The organism is Acidihalobacter aeolianus (genome assembly GCF_001753165.1).
GTDB lineage: Bacteria > Pseudomonadota > Gammaproteobacteria > DSM-5130 > Acidihalobacteraceae > Acidihalobacter > Acidihalobacter aeolianus.
This window is the reverse complement of record NZ_CP017448.1, coordinates 2032749-2050645: the sequence shown is the minus strand read 5'-3', so window position 1 is coordinate 2050645 and position 17897 is coordinate 2032749. Positions and strand designations below refer to the sequence as shown.

General features: G+C 65.4%; 13 protein-coding genes. 9 read left to right on the top strand and 4 right to left on the bottom strand.

Annotation, left to right across the window (positions count from 1 at the left end):
* The first annotated feature begins 238 nt into the window (after positions 1-238).
* The 4 genes from BJI67_RS09345 to BJI67_RS17805 all read left to right on the top strand — a co-directional run bounded on the left by BJI67_RS09345 (position 239) and on the right by BJI67_RS17805 (position 5176).
* Entirely contained in the window at positions 239-3637 is a 3399-nt protein-coding gene (locus tag BJI67_RS09345; protein ID WP_070072809.1) for a DEAD/DEAH box helicase family protein, read from the top strand.
* Positions 3638-3828: 191 nt separating this feature from the next.
* Complete coding sequence (locus tag BJI67_RS09340; RefSeq protein ID WP_070072808.1) at positions 3829-4689, top strand: phospholipase D-like domain-containing protein; 861 nt, start codon at positions 3829-3831, stop codon at positions 4687-4689.
* Between the two features lie 11 nt (positions 4690-4700).
* Entirely contained in the window at positions 4701-4988 is a 288-nt protein-coding gene (locus tag BJI67_RS09335; RefSeq protein ID WP_231940830.1) for a CopG family transcriptional regulator, read from the top strand.
* A 17-nt stretch (positions 4989-5005) separates the two neighbouring features.
* Positions 5006-5176, top strand: a complete 171-nt coding sequence (locus tag BJI67_RS17805) for a hypothetical protein (protein ID WP_197512951.1) — start codon at positions 5006-5008, stop codon at positions 5174-5176.
* A 243-nt stretch (positions 5177-5419) separates the two neighbouring features.
* On the opposite strand, the gene BJI67_RS09325 is transcribed toward BJI67_RS17805, so the two are convergent.
* The 3 genes from BJI67_RS09325 to trxA all read right to left on the bottom strand — a co-directional run bounded on the left by BJI67_RS09325 (position 5420) and on the right by trxA (position 8497).
* Positions 5420-6184 carry a helix-turn-helix domain-containing protein gene (locus BJI67_RS09325; RefSeq protein WP_070072806.1) on the bottom strand — a complete coding sequence of 255 codons (765 nt, stop codon included), beginning with the start codon at positions 6182-6184 and terminating at the stop codon, positions 5420-5422.
* Positions 6181-7467: an MFS transporter gene (locus tag BJI67_RS09320; protein WP_070072805.1), complete on the bottom strand. Its 1287-nt coding sequence runs from the start codon at positions 7465-7467 to the stop codon at positions 6181-6183. Before BJI67_RS09320 ends, BJI67_RS09325 begins: the two co-directional genes overlap by 4 nt.
* 169 nt (positions 7468-7636) lie before the next feature.
* On the bottom strand, positions 7637-8497 hold the full coding sequence (gene trxA / locus BJI67_RS09315; protein ID WP_070072804.1) for a thioredoxin: 861 nt from the start codon (positions 8495-8497) through the stop codon (positions 7637-7639).
* A gap of 253 nt (positions 8498-8750) precedes the next feature.
* Between trxA and BJI67_RS09310 the strand changes: the two genes are divergently transcribed.
* The 5 genes from BJI67_RS09310 to htpX all read left to right on the top strand — a co-directional run bounded on the left by BJI67_RS09310 (position 8751) and on the right by htpX (position 15686).
* Positions 8751-9527 carry a ferritin-like domain-containing protein gene (locus tag BJI67_RS09310; protein WP_070074065.1) on the top strand — a complete coding sequence of 259 codons (777 nt, stop codon included), beginning with the start codon at positions 8751-8753 and terminating at the stop codon, positions 9525-9527.
* 29 nt (positions 9528-9556) lie between these two features.
* Positions 9557-11440 carry a DNA topoisomerase IV subunit B gene (gene parE, locus BJI67_RS09305; protein WP_070072803.1) on the top strand — a complete coding sequence of 628 codons (1884 nt, stop codon included), beginning with the start codon at positions 9557-9559 and terminating at the stop codon, positions 11438-11440.
* A 55-nt stretch (positions 11441-11495) separates the two neighbouring features.
* Positions 11496-12428, top strand: a complete 933-nt coding sequence (locus BJI67_RS09300) for an HAD family hydrolase (RefSeq protein WP_070072802.1) — start codon at positions 11496-11498, stop codon at positions 12426-12428.
* 10 nt (positions 12429-12438) lie between these two features.
* Positions 12439-14688: a DNA topoisomerase IV subunit A gene (parC, locus tag BJI67_RS09295; RefSeq protein WP_070072801.1), complete on the top strand. Its 2250-nt coding sequence runs from the start codon at positions 12439-12441 to the stop codon at positions 14686-14688.
* A gap of 104 nt (positions 14689-14792) precedes the next feature.
* Positions 14793-15686: a protease HtpX gene (gene htpX / locus BJI67_RS09290; protein ID WP_070072800.1), complete on the top strand. Its 894-nt coding sequence runs from the start codon at positions 14793-14795 to the stop codon at positions 15684-15686.
* 84 nt (positions 15687-15770) lie between these two features.
* Here htpX and BJI67_RS09285 read toward each other — a convergent pair whose 3' ends face one another.
* Positions 15771-17849, bottom strand: a complete 2079-nt coding sequence (locus BJI67_RS09285) for an EAL domain-containing response regulator (protein WP_070072799.1) — start codon at positions 17847-17849, stop codon at positions 15771-15773.
* Positions 17850-17897: the final 48 nt, after the last annotated feature.

Sequence of the window (17897 nt, the reverse complement as noted above, 5' to 3'; positions counted from 1 at the left end):
GTCCGCGGGCTGGGCGGCGGTGGGTGTGGACGTTGGGCCTTCTTGCGGCGGCCCAACCTACGGGGTCGACCTAATGTAGGTTGGGCCGACAACGGAGGCCCAACATGACCGCACCCCGAACAGAAGCCATCGGCATTGGGGCAGAGGGATTGAGACGTTATCGTTGGGCCTCCTTCGTCGGCCCAACCTACGGGACCGGCCAACCTACGGCCGTGTTTGCAACGGGGAACTCTGAGCCATGAGCAACTTCGCCTTCCTGCCCGAGACCTTCCGCGACATCGCGGAGGCTGCGCGGAAGGCGGAGGGGCATATCCTCGGCGACCCGCGCGCGGCCTGTTTCCATGCCCGCTTCACCCTGGAGGCGGCGCTGCACTGGCTGTATCGCCACGATCCGGCGCTGCGCCTGCCTTACGACCGTTCGCTGGGCGCGCTGCTGCACGAGCCGAGCCTGCAGAACCTGCTGCCGGAGGCGGTGTTCCAGAAGGCGCGGGTGATCCAGAAGCTGGGCAATCAGGCGGTGCACAGCCCGCGCCCGGTGAAGCAATACGACGCGCTGCAGGTGGTGAAGGAGCTGCACCACGTCTGCTACTGGCTGGCGCGCACCTACGCGCCGGACGCCGCACGCGCCGGCGCGGCCTGGGACGACGCCCGCGTGCCGCAGCCGGCCCGCGCCGGCAAGGCCGAGGACACGGTGCCGCGCGAGCGGCTGGCCGAGCTGGAGGCGCAGTTTGCCGCGCAGAGCGAGGCGGCGCTCAAGCAGCAGCAGGAGCGCGACGCGCTGGATGCCGAGCTGCAGGTCTTGCGCGCGAAGCTCGCCGAGGTGCGCGCCGAGGCCGAGGCGACGCCGGACACGCACGACTACTCCGAGGCCGAGACCCGCGAATACCTGATCGACGTGGACCTGCGCCGCGCCGGCTGGCCGCTGGACCAGCCGCGCGACCGCGAGTACGAAGTGACCGGCATGCCCAACAATCAGGCCAAGGGTTATGCCGACTACGTGCTGTGGGGCGACGACGGCAAGCCGCTGGCGGTGGTGGAGGCGAAGCGGACCACGGCGGACCCGACGGCGGGGCGGCAGCAGGCCAAGCTCTACGCCGATTGCCTGGAACAGATGCACGGCCAGCGCCCGCTGATCTTCTACACCAACGGCTACGAGACCTGGGCCTGGGACGATGCGGCCTACCCGCCGCGCAAGGTGGCCGGGTTCTACAAGAAGGACGAGCTGCAGCGGCTGATCCTGCGCCGCACGCAGCGCAAGGCGCTGGACGTGGCGACGGTGAAGGACGTCATCGCCGGGCGCTATTACCAGAAGCGCGCCATCGGCAGCCTGTTCGCGCAGTTCGCCCGGCAACGGCGCAAGGCGCTGCTGGTGATGGCCACCGGCACCGGCAAGACGCGCACGGCCATCGCCCTGGTCGACGCCCTGCAGCGCGCCGGCTGGGTCAAGCGCGCGCTGTTTCTGGCCGACCGCGTGTCGCTGGTCCATCAGGCGGTCAACGCCTTCAAGACCCATCTGCCGGAGTCCAGCCCGGTGAACCTCGTCACCGAGAAGGACACGGACGGGCGGGTGTACGTGTGCACCTATCCGACCATGCTCAACCTGATCGACCAGAGCGACGGCGGCACAGCGCGTTTCGGGGTGGGGCATTTCGATCTGGTGGTGATCGACGAGGCGCACCGCTCGGTGTACCAGAAGTACGGCGCGATCTTCGCGTACTTCGATTCGCTGCTGGTCGGCCTCACGGCGACCCCGCGCGAGGAGGTGGACCGCAACACCTACGCGCTGTTCGAGCTGGAAGCGGGCGTGCCGACCGACGCCTACGAGCTGGACACGGCGGTGCGCGACGGCTTCCTGGTGCCGCCGCATGTGCAGCAGGTGGACATCAGGTTCCCGCGCGAGGGCATCGACTACGACGCGCTCAGCCCCGAGGAAAAGGCGCAATGGGAGTCCCTGGACTGGGGCGACGATGGGGAACCGGGCATGTTGCCCACCTCCGTCAACGCCACAGCGATCAACAACTGGCTGTTCAACACGGACACCGTGGACAAGGTGCTGCAGCACCTGATGGAACATGGCCACACCGTCGAGAACGGCGACCGGCTGGCCAAGACGATCGTCTTCGCGCGCAACCACGAGCACGCGGCCTTCATCGAGGAACGCTTCAACCACCACTATCCGCATTACAAGGGCGCGTTTGCCCGGGTGATCGACAACCGCGCCAAGTACCCGCAGAGCCTGATCGACGACTTCTCGCAGGCGGACAAGGCGCCGCACATCGCCATCTCGGTGGACATGCTCGACACCGGCATCGACGTGCCGGAGGTGGCGAACCTCGTGTTCTTCAAGCCGGTGTACTCGAAGATCAAGTTCTGGCAGATGATCGGGCGCGGCACGCGGCTGTGCCCGAACCTGTTCGGGCCGGACGAGGACAAGCAGGATTTTCGCGTGTTCGACTTCTGCTTCAACTTCGACTTCTTCCGCGAGAACCCGCAGGGCATCGAAGGCAGCAGCGGCGTGGCGCTGGGCACGCGCCTGTTCCGCGCGCGGGTGAAACTGCTGGGTCACGTGCAGGCCGATACGGACCTCGACCCGGACGCCGCGCTGGGCGGGTCGCTCGTCGACGAACTGCACGGCGAGGTCGCGGCGATGAACCGCGAGAACTTCATCGTGCGCATGCACCTGCAGGCGGTGGAGCGCTTTCAGGACCGCACGGCCTGGGTCGCGCTGAGCGAGCACGACCGCGAGCGCCTGCAGCGCGAGGTGGCCGGCCTGCCCAGCGAGCGGGAAACCGACGAGCTCGAATCGCGCCTGTTCGACCTCACCGCGCTGCGCATGCAGTTGGCGCTGGCCGAAGGCGACGGGCGCACGCTGGAGACACTGCGCCAGCGCGTGGTCGAGATCGCCATGCTGCTGGAGGACAAGGCCGGCATCCCGGCGGTGAAGGCACAGCTCGGCTATCTCGCCGCGCTGCAGGAGCCGGGGTTCTGGGAAGGGCTGAGCCTGGCCGCGCTGGAGGACCTGCGCCTGCGCCTGCGGACCCTCGTGCCGTTCCTCGACAAGCAGCAGCGCAGGATCGTGTACACCGACTTCCAGGACGAAGTCCTCGGCGTGCGCGAGGAACAAGCCGTGTACATGCCGAAGATGACCGGCGTGCAATACGAAAAGAAGGTACGCGAGTATCTGCGCAACCACCTCGACCATCTGGTCATCAAGCGTCTGCGTAGCAATCAGCCGCTGACCGAGACCGACCTGCAGGGCCTGGAACGAACGCTGGCCGAGATCGGCGCGGACGAAGGGGCGGCGCTGCTGGGCGATCTGCTCAAGCGCAGCGAAGCGCCCTCGCTGGCCTGGTTCGTGCGCGGCCTGGTGGGCATGGACCGCGCCGCCGCGCAGGCCGCGTTCGCCCGGTTCCTCAACGACCGCAGCCTGACGCCGAAGCAAATCCGTTTCGTCGAACTGATCATCGACCAGCTCACCACGCGCGGCGTGATGCCGGCCGCGGCGCTCTACGAGGCGCCGTTCAGCGCCCTCGACGCGGGCGGACCGGAGGCGGTGTTCGCGGGGCGCGAAAACGTCGTGGATGGGCTGTTCGAAACCTTGAAGGCCGCTCATGAGGGCCTGAGCGAAGCGGGTTAGGCCATTGCGTGCAATGCCTGATAGATATATTTAAACGGGTCGCAGTAACCTGCTTTTCGAAATTCGTCTGAAGCGCATCTACCGTGCAAGCTGCCGTTTCGGGGGCTGGATGTTTTGCGTCTTTCCAAGGCTGATATGATTCCGCGGTCCAATAGGGACGCTTACCTGACAATCCGTAAGCGAGGCCGTGCTTGCATCTATATATCGAACCGCGCGACGGCAGCCAGCCAATCGTGCAGATCATCGAACAGGCGCGCAGGAGCGTCGAACTCAACGTCTACATCCTGTCCGACAACCGGGTGCTTGCCGCGCTCAGGAAGGCACATGACCGGGGCGTGAAGGTGCGCATCATTCTCGACCGCGCGCCTCATGGGATGGGGCTGTGGCAGGTCGTGGACGAGTACAGGCGGATCACGGACATGGGGATCACGGTGCACGGCACCCCGCAGCGCTTCGCCTACGACCGCGCGGATTACATCTGCAACGCGAAGATCTGCGCCATCGGCACGGCGGACTACACCGCCGCGGGATTCAACCGGAACCGCGAATACATCATCCGCTTCTCGAATCCCGACCTGGTTCAGGCGGCGCGCGAGGTCTTCGCCGCGGACTGGCACAACAAGCCGGCCGGGAACGCGCCGCGCAAGTATTTGGTGCTATCGCCCGGCAGCACCTGGAGCATGGTGCGGCTCATCGACCAGCCGGGCAAGCTGGACATGGAGCAGGACGACATCAGCGATACCGGCCCGGTGATCCGCGCGATGGAACGCAAGGGCCGCGACATGCGCCTGATCCTGCCGTGGAGCGCGAGACGACATGACGCGCGCGAGATTCGCGCGTTGCGGCACGCGGGCGTCCAGGTGCGCTACATGAGCGGGGTGTACATGCACGCCAAGATGATCGCCGGCGACGAGCAGGGGTACATCGGCTCGATCAACATCACCCACGCCTCGCTCTATCACAACCGCGAGGTCGGTATCACGTACGGCGGCAAGATCCTGTCGCAGGTCCGCCGGCAGTTCGAGCAGGACTGGTCCGCCGCCAGGCCCTAGCGATCACTCTGTTGGCGTTGTATCAAGATCCACAAGGCGAGTGCCGCACGGCGCACTGCATCGTGCAGGCGGCGAAACTCACGGGGACCACCACGCACAGCCTCATTCTCGAAGCCATCGCCGAAAAGGCCGATCAAGTCGAGCGTCGCGCCGACTTCGATGCCATGGCGGAGCAGCGTTACGCCGATATCGTCGAGTCTGGAGAAACCGTCTCTTGGGACGAAATGCGCACTTACCTTGAACGTCGTATCGTCGGCGAAAAGCCACCGCGCCCCAGGGCCAGAAAGCTGGCGAGATAGGCGTAGCACGCATCGAGTTGTCGCCCGGCGTCAGTGAGGATTTCGAGCGGATTCTTGACCACCTCCTGAGTCATCAAGCGGTGCACGCCGCCGCGCGGTTACATGAGATCACCCAGACTATCGACGTCCTCCATGCCAATCCCGTGATCGGCTGCCCGACCGGTGGCAACGACATGCGCAATTGGTGATCGGGCAGGACGCACACGGCTATCTGGCGCTTTATCGCTTTGTGGCGGAAATCGACACGGTCTTCGTACTGGCCATCCGCGGCCAGCGTGAGGTGGGTTTCGCGAGACCTTAACCGGAACGATACGAGGTGAGCGGTAGGTGTTGACCGGAGACGGGGAGGCGGTGGCTCGTGTCTCGCCATGGTTGAATCGGCGCCCTGTCGATGGGGATGCTGGTGCAGCAGGATCGCGGTACGCGCGACGTCAGCCGGGGCGGTGGCTTTTGGGTGAGGCGCCGGTCATATTCACGAACCAGTGCACAAAGCAGTCGGCCGAGGAGAATCCCAGGTGCCCACTCAGCGCGGCGTTATTCATGCCCATGGACAGTCCTTGAATCGCCTCGCGCAGGCGCAAGGTGTGACACCAGTTTCTGAAGTTCATGCCGGTTTCGCGTTTGAAGAGTCGCGCGAGCGTGCGTTCCGTGGCGCCCACTTCGCTGGCCCACGACGAGAGTGTGCGGCGGTCCGACGGATCGTTGAGCAGGGCGTTTGCGATGATCTGCAGGCGCCGGTCGGACGGTAGGGGCAGTACCCAGCCATCCGGCGCGGCAGTGGCTATTTCCTCGCGCAGCAGCTCGATCATGTTGCGTCTGAGCCGGGGCGATGGTGGCGGTCGCGCCGTGTCCAGCAGGCGGTCGACGAGTGCCTGCATGAGCGCGGTGGCACGCATGGGCGTGACCTGCGTAGGCATATCGCGGCTCTGTGCTCCGGACAGGTAAAGCGCTGCGATTTCGACATCGTTGCGGGCCTGTCCCCAGTGGGTCTGCCACGGTGGTATCCAGACGGCCATGCCAGACTGCAGCAGCCATTGGCTCGATTGCGTGCCTCCGGCGAGGTGCCCGTGCTTGACCAGGACGAATTGTCCAGCGGCATGCCGATGGGGCGGTTCTTCGAGTGTTGCGGCATTGCGGGTCGTCAAGGTGGTACCGGCGACGGGCGTGTCCTGCAAGCGTGTGTCTGCCGAAGTCATTCGCTGATCTGCCGGGGGCGTTCGGGGACGATGGGCTCAAGATAGCGTTCCGGGAGCAGGAGGGCGAGCCCGAGGGCGGGGATCAGTGTCAGCACCAGCAGCGTGAAGGCGGCATGAAACCCCCCGTGCGGGTCAGTGCTTCGGGTGATTTGCACGGCCGTCAGTGCATTGATGCCGATGGCTGCGCCGAGGTTTCTGAGGAATTGAATGGTTGCCGTGCGGCCGCCTAACCGCCCTTTGTCGGCGCGATTCTGTGCCAGAACGAGCGAGACCGTGGCGACGAAACCGACACCGAATCCCAGCAGTCCCATGCCCGCACAGATCGCGATCGTGTCCATGCGACCGCCCTGTAGCGCCAACAGCGCCGTGCCAGAAATCATCAGTGCGAGGCCGAGCGCAGCGAACCTGCGGTAGCCGCTGCGGTCGAGCAGATGTCCGCAAACGGCGGAACCCGCCGACCAGCCAAGCGCTGCCAACGCGATCGTGCCGGCCGCAACGTAGGGGGCCGGGTGCGTGCCGAAGCCGATGTAGAACGGCAGGAGGGCGACCGTGCCGTAAAGCGCCGCACTGGACAGGAACGAAAGCATGCAGGCGGCGAGCAGGTCGCGGTGTTCGAATGCGCGCTCAACCAGCGTGCGGCTCGATGGCCTGGGTGGGCTGGGTTGCCAAGGCGGCCGAGGCTTTTGCATCGCGGAGGCGGAGCCATCGTTCCGGGTGCCGGGCAGTAACAGCAGAAGGACCAGAGCCAGCGGCAGGTTGATCCAGAACACGCTACGCCAGCCGAAAGCGGCGGATATCGATGCGCCGAGGGCGGGGCCGGTGAGCGCGGCAAACCCCCAGACGAGGCTTAGCAGACCCTGTGCCTTGGCACGCTCGTCAGCAGTGAACAGGCTGCCCAGCAGGGCATAATCCAGCACGATGATGGAGCCGCCAGCCAAGCCCTGCAGCACACGCAGGGCGATCAGGCCTTGCATGCCGGTGGTAAAGCCACACCCGGCTGAAGCGATACCGAACAGGGCAAGTGCATAGGCCAGTATCGGTCGCGTTCCATAACGGTCCGCCAGACGTCCGGCCAGTGGCGCACAGAGCATGACTGCTAACAGGTAGGCGGACATGACCCAGGCGCGTTGTGCGGAGTCGCCCAGAGTGTCGCTGATGTCGGGTAGCAGCACGGCCACGACCGTGCTGTCCATGGCTGCCAGGAATAGGCTGAAGGCCAGTGCGGCGAGGGTGCGGCGTTTCGCTCGCGTACGCGTTTCGGTTTCTGGTAGGGGTGTGCTCATGTCGGGCCTCGCAGTGCGGATGGACGGGCAAAGACGCCGCGTCACGAGGCCAGACTAGTCGTGGAAAGGGCTGGGCGATATGTTCGAAAAAGTCTTGTTTTGTATCGAATCGGATGTTTGTGCGGGGTAAAGGCGCCGCCGCCTCACGACGGCGCCTGAAATTGTCCGTTCAGTGCATCAGGTTGAACATCTTGCGCCGGTAGGGCGTGACGCGGTCGTCGCCGCCGAGGAGTTCGAAGGCGGCGAGCAGGCCGCGGCGGCCGGCATCGTCGTTGTAGCTGCGGCTGCGGCGCATGATTTCGAGGTATGCGTCCATGCCGGCCTCGTATTCGCCGGCGAGAATGCAGGCGGCGGCGAGCTGTTCGCGGGCGGCCAGGTCGTCCGGCCGAGCCGCGACGCGCTCACGCAGTTCGTCGAGCGGGGGGGCGTCAGCCTGTTGCGCGGCGAGCTGGCTGGTGGCCAGCAGGCGCTTGACCTCGGGTTCCTCGGCGTATTTGGCGGGCAGGGCGCGCAGCAGTTGTTCGGCCTCGGCCGTCTGTCCCTGGGCGATCAGCAGTTCGGCGAGGTCGAGGTCGATGCGGTGATTGTCCGGGTCGTCCTCGCGGGCGCGGCGCAGCAGGGCGAGCGCGGCGTCGGCATGGCCGGCCTCGGCCTCGGCGCGGGCCTGTGCGCGCAGGCCGTCGGATTCGCGCGGGACGTGCCGTTCGAGCAGTTCGCGGATCACGGATTCGGGCTGCGCGCCCATGAATTCGTCGACGACGGCGCCGCCGACGAACAGCTTGACGGTGGGCAGGCTGCGGATGCCGTACTGCGAGGCGAGCGCCTGTTCGGCGTCGCTGTTGACCTTGGCGACCAGCAGCTTGCCGCCGTAGCTGTTGGCGATCCCGTCGAGCACCGGCGCCAGCATGCGGCAGGGGGCGCACCAGTCCGCCCAGAAGTCGACGAGCACGGGCACCTGTTCCGAACGCAGGAGCACGCGTTCGGCAAAATCGGCGGCAGTGACGTCGAAGACATAGGGTGAATCGCTCATGTTGGCTTCCTTTTCGCGGCTTTGGTGTTGGGAATGCGCGGGGCGAGCCGGGCAGGCCGCCCGCGGGCCGTGTGCACCCACTATGGGGTTCTGCGGCGCAGGCTTCAACCGTCGCCGGCGAGCGGGTATCCGGCGGACATGGCGTGCGGCCGTTCTGGCATAATCACGCCCCGTGAGCGCCCCGAAAGCCAGCGAAAGGATCGACCCGGCCGAGCAGTCCGCCGGCCGTTATGCACGCGTCCACGGCGCATTGATGGAGTCCGATCCTGCATGCAAGTGTGCGGCCGCAGCTGAGCTCTGGCGCGACTGGCAGACCGGCGCACTGGCGGTCGAAGCGGCAGCGGCGCCCCCAGTCGCCGTACCCGTCCCCGGTCGGCCGACACGGCCGCGTCTGGTGGCGCCGCGCGAGTTGCCGCGGCGCGGGCTGGGTACGCAGGAGGGTCGTGCCGCCCTGGTGCATGCGGTGGCGCACATCGAGTTCAACGCGGTGAATCTGGCGCTGGATGCGGTCTACCGTTTCCGCGAGCTGCCCGATGATTTCGCCGGCGACTGGCTGCGCATCGCCGCCGAGGAGGCGCGGCATTTCGGCATGGTGCGCGAGCGCCTGCAGGATCTGGGTTGCGATTATGGCGACTATCCGGCGCACAATGGACTGTGGGAAATGGCCTGCAAGACGGACCGCGATCCGCTGCTGCGCATGGCGCTGGTGCCGCGTGTGCTGGAAGCGCGCGGACTGGACGTGACGCCCGGGATGATCGAGCGCCTGAGCGCGGCGGGCGACCTGGAGACGGTCGCGGTGCTGGAGGTGATCCTGCGCGAGGAGGTGGGCCACGTGGCCGCGGGCTCGCGCTGGTATGCCGAGCTCTGCCGCGCGCGCGGACTGGAACCGGAAGCCACCTTCCGCGAGCTGGTGCGCGAGCATGCGCCGGGCCACGTGCAGGGACCGCTGCATGCCGAGGCGCGTCTTGCGGCCGGCTTCAGCGCCGCGGAGCTGGACGGTCTTGAATCGCTGCGGCTGCGGCGGGATTGAATAAGCATGACAACGGAGTTGAGTCTGGCATGAGCAGCTACAATGCGGCGGATATCGAGGTTCTGAGCGGACTGGACCCGGTGCGCAAGCGCCCGGGCATGTATACGGACACCTCGCGACCGAATCATCTGGCGCAGGAGGTGGTGGACAACAGCGTGGACGAGGCGCTGGCCGGCCATGCCTCGCGCATCGAGGTTACGGTGCACGCCGACGGCTCGCTCACGGTGGTGGACGACGGGCGCGGCATGCCGGTCGACATCCATCCCGAACAGGGCCGTCCCGGCGTCGAGGTGATCCTTTCCACGCTGCACGCGGGCGGCAAGTTCTCGGACAAGAACTACCAGTATTCAGGCGGTCTGCACGGCGTCGGCGTGTCGGTGGTCAACGCGCTGTCGAAACGGCTGGACGTGTGGGTGCGCCGCGACGGCCGCGAACACCACATCGCCTTCGAGGGCGGCGATCTGGTCACGCCGCTGGAAGTGGTCGGCACGACGGCCAAGCGCAATACGGGCACCACGGCCCGCTTCTGGCCGGACCCGGCCTATTTCGATTCGGTGAGGTTCAGTCTGCCGCGCCTCAAGCACGTGCTGCGCGCCAAGGCGGTACTGTGTCCCGGGCTCGAGGTGACGCTGCTCGACGAGGCCAGTGGCGAGCGCGAGGTGTGGCGCTACGAGGACGGGCTGCGCGACTATCTGATGGAGACCGCGGGCGAGTTCGAACATCTGCCGGCCGAGCCCTTCACCGGGCGCTCCGAAGGACATCGCGAGACCGTCGAGTGGGCGCTGGTGTGGCAGCCCGAGGGCGGCGAAGGCATCGCCGAGAGTTATGTGAATCTGATTCCGACCGCGCAGGGCGGCACACACGTCAACGGCCTGCGTACCGGGCTGACCGAGGCGGTGCGCGAGTTCTGCGAGTTCCGCAACCTGCTGCCGCGCGGGGTCAAGCTCGCACCCGAGGACGTGTGGGAGCGGGTGAGCTACGTGCTCTCGCTCAAGCTCGCCGACCCGCAGTTCGCCGGGCAAACCAAGGAGCGCCTGGGCTCGCGCGAGGCCGCGGCCTTCGTCTCCGGCGTGGTCAAGGACGCCTTCAGCCTGTGGCTCAATCAGCATGTCGCCGAGGGCGAACGGCTGGCCGAACTGGTCATCAGCGCCGCCAACCGGCGCCTGCGCGCGGGCAAGAAGGTGGTGCGCAAGAAGGTCACCAGCGGCCCGGCGCTGCCGGGCAAGCTCGCCGACTGCAGCGCACAGGATCTGGCGCGCACCGAGCTGTTCCTGGTGGAGGGCGATTCGGCCGGCGGTTCGGCCAAGCAGGCACGCGAGCGCGAATTCCAGGCCATCCTGCCGCTGCGCGGCAAGATCCTGAACACCTGGGAGGTCGATTCCGCCCAGGTGCTGGGCTCGCAGGAGGTGCACGACATCGCCGTCGCGCTGGGCATCGAGCCGGGCTCATCGGACCTGACCGGCCTGCGCTACGGCAAGGTCTGCATCCTCGCCGACGCCGACTCCGACGGCGCGCACATCGCGACCCTGCTGTGCGCGCTGTTCGTGCGCCATTTCAGGCCGCTGGTGGCGCGCGGGCACGTGTTCGTCGCCATGCCGCCGCTGTATCGCATCGATATCGGCAAGGAGGTCTACTATGCCCTCGACGAGTCCGAACGCGAGGGCGTGCTCGACCGCCTGCGCGCCGAGGGCAAGCGCGGTACGCCACAGGTCACCCGCTTCAAGGGCCTCGGCGAGATGAACCCGCTGCAGCTGCGCGAGACGACCATGGCGCCCGATACCCGGCGGCTGGTGCAGCTCACGCTCGACGATACGGCGGAGACGGACGGACTGCTCGATCTGCTGCTCGCCAAGCGCCGCGCGGCCGACCGACGGGGCTGGTTGGAAAGCAAGGGCAACCTGGCGGAGGTCTGAGGATGCCGCACACGCGTTACGCAGGCGCCGCACAGCGGCCGGTCGGGGTGCCGGCATGAGCGCGCCGCTGTTCACGCAGACCATCGTCGCCATGGTCTGGGATTTCGACAAGACCCTGATCCCGGGCTACATGCAGGCGCCGCTGTTTCGTCGCTTCGGAGTGGACGAGAAGACGTTCTGGGGCGAGGTCAACGCCCTGGAGGCGCAGTACCGTGCGCGCGGCTGCGAGCAGGTTTCGGGCGAACTGGCCTATCTCAATCACATCCTCGCCTATGTGCGCCGGGGCACCTTCGCCGGGCTGAGCAACGCGCTGCTGGAGGCACTCGGCGCCGAGCTGGACTTCTATCCGGGGCTGCCCGCGTTCTTCGGCGAGCTGCGTGCGCTGGTGGCCGACGACTCCGCGTTCGCGCACCACGACATCACCCTCGAACACTATGTGGTCAGCACCGGCTTCACCCGCACCATCCGCGGCAGCGCGGTCGCGGCCGAACTGGACGGCGTGTGGGGCTGCGAGTTCGTGGAGGATCTTGACGGCGGCGGCGAGGAGATCGCGCAGATCGGCTACGTGCTTGACAACACCACCAAGACCCGCGCGGTGTTCGAGATCAACAAGGGCGTGAACAAACACCCGGACCGGATCAGCGTGAACGCCAATCTGCCTGAGTCCGAGCGACGCATCCCGTTCCAGAACATCGTGTATGTGGCCGACGGGCCTTCCGACGTGCCCGTGTTCTCCGTGGTCAAGCGCAACGGCGGGCGCACCTACGGCGTCTACAATCCCGGCCACGACAAGGAATTCCGCCAGATCAACGAGCTGCAGCGCCAGGGGCGCGTGCAGTCCTTCGGCCCGGCAGACTATCGGCCCGGCTCGCAGACCTACATGTGGCTGAGCAACGCGGTGCGCGAGATCGCCGAGCGCATCGTGCGCGACCGCGAGGACGCCCTCGGCGACCGCGTCGGCCAGCCGCCCAAACACCTCAACGACTGATATCCCACGCATGGCAAACGCATACGCGAATCACGAGGGCGCCGAGCGCCTGCCGCTGTCGACCTTCACCGAGAAGGCGTACCTCGACTACTCCATGTACGTCATTCTCGACCGCGCGCTGCCGCACGTCGGCGACGGGCTCAAGCCGGTGCAGCGGCGCATCGTCTACGCGATGTCCGAACTCGGCCTTTCCGCCACCGCCAAATACAAGAAATCCGCGCGCACCGTCGGCGACGTGCTCGGCAAGTTCCATCCGCACGGCGACACGGCCTGTTACGAGGCCATGGTGCTCATGGCCCAGCCCTTCTCCTACCGTTATCCGCTGGTGGACGGGCAGGGCAACTGGGGTTCGCAGGACGACCCCAAGAGCTTCGCGGCGATGCGCTACACCGAGTCGCGCCTGTCGCCCTACGCGCGGCTGCTGCTCGCCGAGCTGGAGCAGGGGACGGTGGACTGGGTGCCCAACTTCGACGGCACCCTGAATGAGCCGTCGCTGCTGCCCGCGCGCCTGCCGAACGTGCTGCTCAACGGCGCCACCGGCATCGCCGTGGGCATGGCCACCGACATCCCGCCGCACAACCTGCGCGAGGTCGCCGCGGCCTGCGTGCACCTGCTGGAGCATCCGGATGCCGACCTGCAGACGCTGTGCGGCTTCGTGCAGGGGCCGGACTTCCCCACCGAGGCGGAGATCGTCACCCCGCGCGAGGAGCTCGTCGCCCTGTACGCGAGCGGCAGCGGCAGCCTGAGGTTGCGCGCGCGCTGGCGCATGGAGGAGGGCGACATCGTGGTCGATGCGCTGCCCTATCAGACCTCCGGCGCCAAGGTGCTGGAACAGATTGCCGCGCAGATGCAGGCCAAGAAGCTGCCGCTGGTCGAGGACCTGCGCGACGAATCGGATCACGAACAGCCGACGCGCCTGGTGATCACGCCGCGCTCGGCACGGGTCGACGTCGACGCGCTGATGGCGCACCTGTTCGCCACCACCGACCTCGAACGCAGCTACCGCGTGAACCTCAACATGATCGGTCTCGACGGGCGGCCGCAGGTGAAGAACCTGCGCACGCTGCTCGTGGAATGGCTGAGCTTCCGCACGGAGACGGTGCGCCGGCGCCTGCAGTGGCGTCTGGACAAGGTCAACCGCCGCCTGCACCTGTTGGACGGTCTGCTGATCGCCTTCCTCAACCTCGACGAGGTGATTCGCATCATCCGCACGGAGGACGAGCCCAAGTCGGTGCTGATGGCACGCTTCGCGCTCAGCGAGGAACAGGCCGACTACATCCTCGACACCCGCCTGCGCCAGCTCGCGCGATTGGAGGAGATGAAGATCCGCGCCGAGCAGGAGGCCCTGCAGCAGGAGCGCGCCGAGCTGGAGCAGACACTGGGTTCGAAGGCGCGGCTGAAAAGCCTGATCAAGCGCGAGATCGAGGAGGATGCGAAGACCTACGGCGACGACCGCCGTTCGCCGATCGTGGCGCGCGCCGCCGCGCAGGCGCTGGACGAGACTGCACTGGTGCCCTCCGAGCCGGTGACCGTGGTGTTGTCGAAAATGGGCTGGGTACGGGCCGCCAAGGGGCACGAGGTGGATGCCGCCGGGCTTGCCTACAAGGCCGGAGACGCGTTCCTCAGCGCCGCGACGGGGCGTAGCAACCAGCAGGCCATGTTCCTCGATTCGACCGGGCGCAGCTACGCGCTGCCCGCGCATACCCTGCCTTCGGCGCGCGGCCAGGGGGAGCCGCTGACCGGCCGCCTGAGTCCTCCGGCAGGCGCGCGTTTCGTCGGCCTGGCGCTGGGTGGCGAGAACGATGCCGTGCTGCTCGCGACCGACTGGGGCTACGGTTTCGTCGCCCGCCTGGGCGATCTGCTGTCGCGCAACAAGTCCGGCAAGACGGCGCTGACGGTACCGGGCGATGCGGGCGTGCTGCCGCCGTGCCCGGTGCCGGCCGGAGAAGGGCTGCGGCTGGCCATCGCGAGCGATGCGGGACACCTGCTGGTGATCGATCTCGACGAGGTGCCGCGTATGGCCAAGGGCAAGGGCAACCGTCTGATCGGCATCCCTTCGTCACGCATCAAGAGCGGCGAGGAGCGTGTGGTGGCGGTCGCCGCCCTGCGCCCGGGACAGGCCCTGCGGCTGGAATCGGGGCAACGTCACAAGGTGCTGCGTCCGGCCGAACTCGACGAGTATTTCGGCGAGCGGGGGAGGCGCGGAGCGCGTCTTCCCAGGGGCTTCCAACGGGTCGATGCGCTGCGCGCGGAAGAGTGAAAATGTAGTGTAAAGATGCGGTAAGAGCGGCGTAAATGTGCTTGAATTTTGCTGTGCCACACACATGATTAGCAGAGCAAAAACACTATAGAGGGCTTTTCTAGATGAAACGTATTCTGCTGTTCCTGGCGACCAACATCGCGGTGCTCGTGGTGCTGAGCATCGTGCTCAATGTACTCATGGCCGTCACCGGGGTTCACGGCATCCAGACCCAGGGCGGTCAGATCAATTACGAGGGCCTGTTGCTGCTGGCTGCGGTATTCGGCTTTGGTGGCGCGTTCATCTCGCTCTTCATGTCGAAGTGGATGGCGAAGATGAGCATGGGCGTGCAGGTGATCGACCAGCCGCGCACCAGTAGCGAGGTGTGGCTGATGGAGACCGTGCAGCGTCTGGCCCGTCAGGCCAACCTCAAGATGCCCGAGGTGGGTATTTTCGACAGCCCGGACATGAATGCTTTCGCCACCGGCGCCACGCGCAACAGCTCGCTGGTCGCGGTGAGCACGGGACTGTTGCACGGAATGGATCGCGACGAGGTAGAGGGCGTGCTTGCGCACGAGATCACTCACGTTGCCAACGGCGACATGGTCACGCTGACCCTGATCCAGGGTGTGATCAACACCTTCGTGATCTTTATCGCCCGCGTGGTGGGGCATGTGGTGGACCGCGTGGTTTTCAAGAGCGAGCGCGACTACGGTCCGGCTTACTTCATCACCGTGTTCGTGACCGAAATCTTCCTGGCGATCCTGGCTTCGGCGATCGTCATGTGGTTCTCGCGCCAGCGCGAATTTCGGGCCGATGCGGGCGGCGCCAAGCTGGCCGGCCGCGGCAAGATGATCGCTGCCCTGCGCCGCCTGCAGCGTGCGCACGAGCCGGAGGAACTGCCGGGGCAGTTGGCGGCCTTCGGTATCAACGGTGGACTGGGCCACGGATTGCGCAAGCTGTTCATGAGCCATCCGCCGCTGGAGGAGCGTATTGCCGCGCTTGAGGCCATGCGCTGATCCTGCGCACGGCGACCGTAACGCAAAGGGGCCGCAAAGCGGCCCCTTTTCTTTTCGCATCACGCCGGTGTCGGAATCGGACTGTCAGCCCAAGGCAGTGAAGTCGTAGTCCATGCGCTCCGACGGCACTTGTAGGAAGTTGCCCTGGATGTAGTTGATGCCAAGACCCCATAGCGTTGGCAACACCTGCGGGTCCTCGACACGCTGGGCGATGACCATGCGATTTTCGGCATGCGCCTGGCTGGTCAAGAGCTTCAGGGTCTCCTGATTCTCCGGACTGTTGGGTAGATCGTCCATGAAAGTTGCGTCGAACTTGAGGTAGTCGGCAGGGACCTGTTTCAGGAGCTGGAAGGGATTGGCACCTGAGCCGAAGTCGTCGAGCGTGAGGTGACAGTGAAGCTGGCGCAGTCCCTTCTGAAACTCGCGTGCCTGGCGCAGATAATTGACCGCGACGCCGGTCTTGATCTCGAACACGAGTAGATCACCGGAAATCCGGTTTTCCTTGAGTTGTTCAGACAGCCAGGGGAGCATTTCAGGGTCTTGCAAGGATCCTGCAGTCAGTTTGACAAACAGGATGGTGCGGCGATTATCGCGTAAGCGTGCGGCAAGCTGTTTGAGGGCATGGTGCAGGACCCAGCGGTCGAGCATTTTGGCAACGCCGGTGCGTTCCGCACTAGGCATGAACTCGAGTGCTGCGATGGGTTTCCCGGTCTCGTCGAGCATGCGCATAAACACGTTGTAGTGTTCTTCGGGTTGCCCGTTGAGGCTGACGATCGGCTGGAATAGCAGGCGCATGCGATTTTCCTTGATCGCTTCACGCAGACGTTTGCCCCATAGCTCGTCAAGCTGCTTCTGGCTCATCTCGCCTTCGCGCGGACGGTAGATGTAGCCCTGTCCACCGCCTGAGGCTACTGCCTGTTTGAAGGCGCGTTCGGCACGCGCGAGGGTTTCGTTGGCGTCAGGCGCGTTTTCGTCGATGATGCTCGCGCCCAGGCTAGCCGGACTGGCTATCGAACGTCCATCCAGCTCGCAAATATGATTGGTAATGGATCCCGCGAGGCGTTCCATGTAGGCCTGCAGGGCTTCTGCCTGCCAGGTGCTGGTCAGCACGATAAATCGACTACTGTCAAACCGGCAGGCGATGTCGTCGTCGTGGATTTCCTTTTCCAGCAGCTTGCCGAAGTCGACCAATATGATGTCGCTGCCGGAGATGCCAAAGGTTTCCTTGAGCGAATCGAATCGATCCAGAGCAAGCAGGATGACCGCTCGGTTGCCCAATCCGCGGGTGGCGTCCGCGACCTTTTCCTTGAGCTGGTCCATAAAGTACTGACGGTTGTACAGCCCGGTCATCAGGTCGCGCTGGCTGAGAAAATGAATCTGTTTCTCAAGTTCCTTGGTGTTGCCGTCGTGACGCTGGATCAGTATCTGGGTGCAGTCCTCACCGTCGATGCTGGCAGGGCTGAAGGTCAGTTCGGCCTCGAATTCGTCGCCGCTCACGCTGAGCAATTGGGTGGACAAGGTTTGTTCAGGGTCGTTACTGCGTGAATACTGGCGCAGAAATTCCTTGACGTTACTGCGTTCCGACGATGTGACTAGGTCCATCAGCGGCATGCCCTCTATCTCGTCCATATCGCCGAGACCGAAAAGATCGAGATAAGAGCGATTGGCATGGATATGCATGCCCTCGTGTACATAGCCGATTGCGTCTTTGGAGCTTTCCAGCAGAAGTTGGCAGCGTTTTTCAGCTTCGCGTACCTGTCCCTGACTGTGTTTAAGCGAACGCCAATTGAATTGTGCCTCGGCGGTGCGTTTGACTACGTGTTGCACGTGTTCATGGTTTGAAGCCACAACCACGTCGTCTGCACCGGCGGACAGGTACTGCATGGGGTCCGTGACGGGCTTGTGAACCAGGACGATCACCGGGAGGCGTTTGCCGGCGTCATTGATCAGGGTATGTAACTCTTCCTGACCGAAGCCGGCCTTGTCCGCATCGAACAGAATTAGATCGGCCTGAATGGATTGCAACTGTTCGCGCAAGGCTTCATCGGAGCTCGCGACCGTAGGGCGTACGGCGAAGCCGATACCCCTGATCGCGCTGATTAGCTCTTCGGATTCGTTGAGGTCTGTTGAGACGATGATAGGTGCGAGCCGCTTGCTGTCCATGTGGCGGGTGTCTCAAACCGAGTGGATTGACGCCTCATATGGGTCGAT